Raw genomic sequence first — 4679 nt, 5'->3', positions numbered from 1 at the left:
CCGGCGGCGAACAGTTTCACATCGCCGCCGCCCATCATGTGCAGCAGCCAGAACGGCAGCCAGATGAGCAGCCCGGTGGCTGCCCCTTCCGTTGCTCGCAAGAGCCCGCCCGCCCCTCCGTCCATGAGGGCGAAGCTCATGCCCGCAAGCAGTCCAGTCAGGACGAGGCCGTTGGGAATGCGACGCGTTCGAAGGTCCGTCACGCAGGCGGCGATGAGTATCGCCGCCAGTGTCAGCGCCTCGGCGTGAGGCCATAACGCACCTTCGAACGCGATCGACATCGATTCCCCGTTTGGTGTTACGGCGTTACGGGAGTTGAGTGCTCACCGTAGTGAAGCCAGTGCTTACCTTCTGGCCGATCGTTTTGATCGCCGCGATCGACAGGACCGTGATGAGCAGCGTCAGCATGCCGTACTCGAGCAGCGTGGCGCCTTCCTCGTCGGCGAGGAAACGTTTCGGGAGCGAGGTAATGGTCAACATATCGATACCCTCCTGGCTGGTGCGGAAGAACCGGAGCCGTCCGGGAAACGACAGTACCCGCTCCGTCGGTACTGTCGGGCGCCGTAGGAAAGAGCACCAATGATGCGCGTGGCACCGTGAGCTCCTCGACGCTGAACACATGCTAGTGATGCCACTCACCAACGGTGTCAGCATTTTCCCCGACACCGTTGTCAGCATGCGGATGGTGGGTGAGTGCCACATGATCGACATGTTGCGCGCATGGCGGCCTCGACACGGACACCAATGCAGCAGGCACCGTGGCTCCCTCTGACATTTGCGGGCGCTGTCGCCACGTTACTGCTGTGCTCGGCGACACCACTCACGCAGAGCGACGGTGATCTGTTCGCGCATATCGCGCTCGGACGAGAGATCCTCGTACATGGCGTTCCCGCGCGCGTCACGCCCGCGTGGGGGAGCGCCACGCTGTTCGCCGTCGCTCACGACATGGGTGGGCTCCCGTGCATCGCTGCACTCACGTCGCTCGTGGCGGGCCTGGCACACGCCCTTGCAGTATCCCGGCTGCAGCAAGCTGGTCTGTCGCTGCGCAGCACCCTCATCACAGCCATGGTCGGGTTCACGTTGGCCAGCTCGCACTGGCTCGCGCGACCCCACCTCTTCACGCTACTGGGCGTGGCGATCGTGATGGCGGTCCTGCCATCGCGCCGGCGCATCGCGTGGGTCGCTCTCGTGCCGTTGTTCGCCCTCTGGGCGAACCTCCACGGCGGCTGGGTGTTCGGCTGGCTCGTGCTGTGCTGTCACACGCTCGGTCGCGCGGTATCGATACGCATGAGATCGACACGCACACCGGACATGCCCCCGTCGGTCATGGTGCACGAGCGCCGGTGGCTCTGGGGCGTGACCGCCGGCGCGCTCCTGGCCACTATGGCGACGCCCTACGGCTTCGCCCTGCATCGTACCGTGTGGCACACCCTCACCGATCCGGCCATTGCCGCGTATGTCGATGAGTATCGCCCGCCGACCTTCGCGACGCCGGTCGATGCCGTATTCCTGACCATCATCATCGCATCGATACCGGTACTGCTCCACATGCGCCGACCGCTGCCGTGGTCGAGCACGCTCATCCTTCTTCTCAGTAGCGCGGCGGCGCTGCGGGCCGGGCGCAATATTTCGCTGTTCGGCTTCACCGGGTGGCCGCTGCTCGTGGTGCATGTCATTGCCCCTGCTTCAGCCGATCACACCATACCGATTCTCGAGTACCGGGACCGCGTCCGTACCCACATGCGACGTGTCGTCATCGGCACCGCCGTCATGCTTGGCGCACTGCTCGGCGCCGTGCGCATCCGCGTGCCCATCGACCCCGCACGTTTTCCCGTAAAGGCAGTGGCGCAGGTGCAACGCGCCGGCCTCGCCGGACCGATGCTCACGACGTGGAGCTGGAGCGGCTATCTCCCCTATGCCTGGCGCGAACACCGGGCGTGGTTCGATCCGCTCGCCTTCTCGCCCGCTGAGCTGCACGTGTTTCGGACACTTTTGCTGGCCGGTCCGCGCTGGCGCAGCACGCTGGACAGTCTTGGCATCCGCGTGGTGATCGTGCCGCGCATGCTGCCGCTCGCGGCGGCACTCGCGAGTGCCCCGGGATGGTTCCGCTGGTATGAGGACGGCACGTCGGTGGTGTACCGACAGGTAGGCATCGCCTTGATCGGGCGGGCTGCCCCGTGGATTCACGCGCCGGAATCGACCAGCCGGAAATTGCCACTGCCACGTGTGAGATTGCCCACGGCTTCCTCCAACGCAGCTGCCTCGCTTCGTGGCAGCTGCACCGTGAAGGTCGCGAGCGCCGCGAAGTCCTGCGCCTGCACCTCGGCCTCGAGCGTGGGCAGCAATTGCTGCACGGCGCCGATGTGCGCATACCCGACCTCGAAGGTCGCTGTCACCGTGTCGACCCGCTCGGCCACGGGAAGCGACGCCAGAACCTCCTGGACGGCGCCACCGTACGCCTTGACGAGGCCACCGGTGCCAAGCTTGGTGCCGCCGTAGTAGCGCGTCACCACCGCCGCGATCTCACCGATCCCGCAGTGTTGCAGCACAGTGAGCATGGGACGACCGGCGGTCCCGTGCGGCTCACCGTCATCACTCATGCCGATCCGATCGGTGCTGCCGGGCGCGCCCACCACGTAGGCCCAGCAGTTGTGAGTGGCGTCGGCGAACTCCGTGTTCATCGCCCGAATGAACGCCTGCGCCTCCTCCACCGACTGCACCCGCTCCACCGTGCAGATGAAGCGGCTGCGGTCGATCACCAACTCCGCGCGATGCCGCTCGCGTGGGACCCTATAGCGAGCACTCACCGGTCAGCCGGCGCGGCTCACTTGTACGGGCTATCGCCGCGACCGCTGTCGCCGCGGGGGCTGTTCCCACGGGGGGCGCTGCTACCGCGCGGCGCGCTACCACCACCGTTGGGCGGACGACGCGGTCCGCGACGGCGACGGGCACCGCCCGCTGCACCACCGCCCGCTGCGCCACCACGCGCCGCCTCACCACGCGCGGTGTCACCGGCCGCTGACGTTGGCTTGCCGCCCTGCGCACCGCCACCCTGCGCACCACGCGGCCCCGACTTGGCGGGCTTCGCCGAGCGGCGCGCCGCTTCGGCTTCCTGCGCGGCGACACGACGCGCCGCCTTCTCGGCGGCACGGGCGCGGTCTTCCGCCTTCTTCTTGCGGATTTCCGCGATGCGTTCGGCAATCGGCACCTCGAGCTTCGCCTGCGGCTTGGCGGTGTAGTCGAAATCCGGCACCGTCACGCGCGGCAGCTGCTTCTTGATGGCGCGCTCGATGAGCTTGAGCTCGCCCTCTTCCTCGGGGCTCACGAACGTGAACGCCTCGCCCGTCGCTTCGGCGCGCGCCGTGCGTCCCACACGGTGGATGTAATCCTCAGCGGCCACCGGCACGTCGAAGTTCACCACGTGACCAAGGGCTTCCACGTCGATACCGCGTGCGGCGATATCGGTGGCCACCAGCACCTGATAGACCCCGTCCTTGAAGCCGGCCAGCGCCTGCGTGCGCTGACTCTGCGACCGGTTCCCGTGAATGCGCTCGGCCTTGATGCCGGCCGTGACGAGCTGACTCGCGAGCCGATTGGCACGATGCTTGGTGCGCGTGAACACCAGCGCCTGCGGCATGTCTCCGCGCTTGAGCAACGCTACCAGCAGCGCGCTCTTGAGGTCCTGCGACACCGGATACACGGCCTGCGTGATGCCGGTGGCCGGCGCCGCCTTGCGCTGCAGGTTGAGCGTGACCGGCTTGTTGAGCATCTCCTGCGCCAGCGCCGCGATCGGCGGCGGCATGGTGGCGCTGAAGAAGAGCGTCTGCCGCTTCGTGGAGGGCAGGTGCCGCAGGATCTTCTTGATCTCCGGCAGGAAGCCCATGTCGAGCATGCGGTCGGCTTCGTCGAGCACCAGGTATTCGAGCGCGTCGAGCTTGGCGTACGGCTGCCGGAAGTGATCGAGCAACCGGCCGGGGGTGGCAATCATCACGTCGACGCCACTGCGGAACGCGTGCTCCTGCGGCCCCATGCCCACACCGCCGAAGACGGCGGCCCCGGTGAGGGGCGTGTGGATGGTGACGTCCTTCAGGCTATCGTGGATCTGCGCGGCGAGTTCACGCGTGGGCGTGAGTACGAGGGCGCGGGTCTTTCCGCGCGGCCGTGACATGAGGTGGTGCAGCAGGGGCAGGAGGAACGCGTAGGTCTTGCCGCTGCCGGTCATGGCGCAGGCCAGAAGGTCGCGCCCCTCGAGCGCCGGCGGAATGCTCTCGCCCTGAATGGGCGTTGGCCGGGCAAAGCCGAGTTCCTTGAGACCCTGCAGGAGACTCGGGTGCAACTGGAGCGAAGTAAACGTCGGTGAAGCAGTCACGTAGGCAATTGGATGATGTGTGTCCGTGAAAGCTCGCCATTTCCTCTAGCCGACGCCATGCCTGCGGCCGGATATTGGCGCATGACTCGTCTGCATCGCTTCGTCGCGTGGGCCCGCCGACCCTCTGTAATCGCCTGCGCTGCACTCGGTTGCGTCGTGATTCCCGATGTGCGCACGACACCGGGCGCGCAGCCGGCGGCACCGACTGTTACGGCATCGCGACCGAACGTCGTGCTCATTATCACCGACGACATGGGCTACGCCGACATCGGCCCGTACGGTGCGAAGGACATCCGTACGCCGAATCTCG

The 4679-nt window shown here is 66.8% G+C and carries 5 protein-coding genes and 1 pseudogene; 1 reads left to right on the top strand and 5 read right to left on the bottom strand.

What is annotated here, in order from left to right; all coding sequences use genetic code 11:
- From ACIQ6O_RS13130 to ACIQ6O_RS13110, 5 genes are all read right to left on the bottom strand, one after another.
- On the bottom strand, positions 1-281 hold a 281-nt coding region (locus ACIQ6O_RS13130; protein ID WP_396208242.1), incomplete at its 3' end, for a prepilin peptidase.
- Between the two features lie 25 nt (positions 282-306).
- Positions 307-480: a Flp family type IVb pilin gene (locus ACIQ6O_RS13125; protein ID WP_396208241.1), complete on the bottom strand. Its 174-nt coding sequence runs from the start codon at positions 478-480 to the stop codon at positions 307-309.
- 315 nt (positions 481-795) lie between these two features.
- Positions 796-942 carry a hypothetical protein gene (locus ACIQ6O_RS13120; protein ID WP_396208240.1) on the bottom strand — a complete coding sequence of 49 codons (147 nt, stop codon included), beginning with the start codon at positions 940-942 and terminating at the stop codon, positions 796-798.
- Positions 943-2183: 1241 nt separating this feature from the next.
- Complete coding sequence (locus tag ACIQ6O_RS13115) at positions 2184-2759, bottom strand: YigZ family protein (RefSeq protein WP_396208239.1); 576 nt, start codon at positions 2757-2759, stop codon at positions 2184-2186.
- 65 nt (positions 2760-2824) lie between these two features.
- Complete coding sequence (locus ACIQ6O_RS13110) at positions 2825-4369, bottom strand: DEAD/DEAH box helicase (RefSeq protein WP_396208238.1); 1545 nt, start codon at positions 4367-4369, stop codon at positions 2825-2827.
- A gap of 81 nt (positions 4370-4450) precedes the next feature.
- Here ACIQ6O_RS13110 and ACIQ6O_RS13105 point away from each other — a divergent pair.
- Positions 4451-4679: pseudogene (locus tag ACIQ6O_RS13105) on the top strand (hypothetical protein); the annotation flags it as partial.

Origin of the sequence: Gemmatimonas sp. (genome assembly GCF_044345575.1) — a bacterium.
Classification (GTDB): domain Bacteria; phylum Gemmatimonadota; class Gemmatimonadetes; order Gemmatimonadales; family Gemmatimonadaceae; genus Gemmatimonas.
The sequence above is the reverse complement of the archived record's forward strand: the minus strand, read 5'-3'. Positions and strand labels throughout refer to the sequence as shown.

Excerpts from the sequence above, each read along its gene's own strand:
- ACIQ6O_RS13125 (WP_396208241.1), bottom strand. The coding sequence starts at position 480 with ATGTTGACCATTACCTCGCTCCCGAAACGTTTCCTCGCCGACGAGGAA.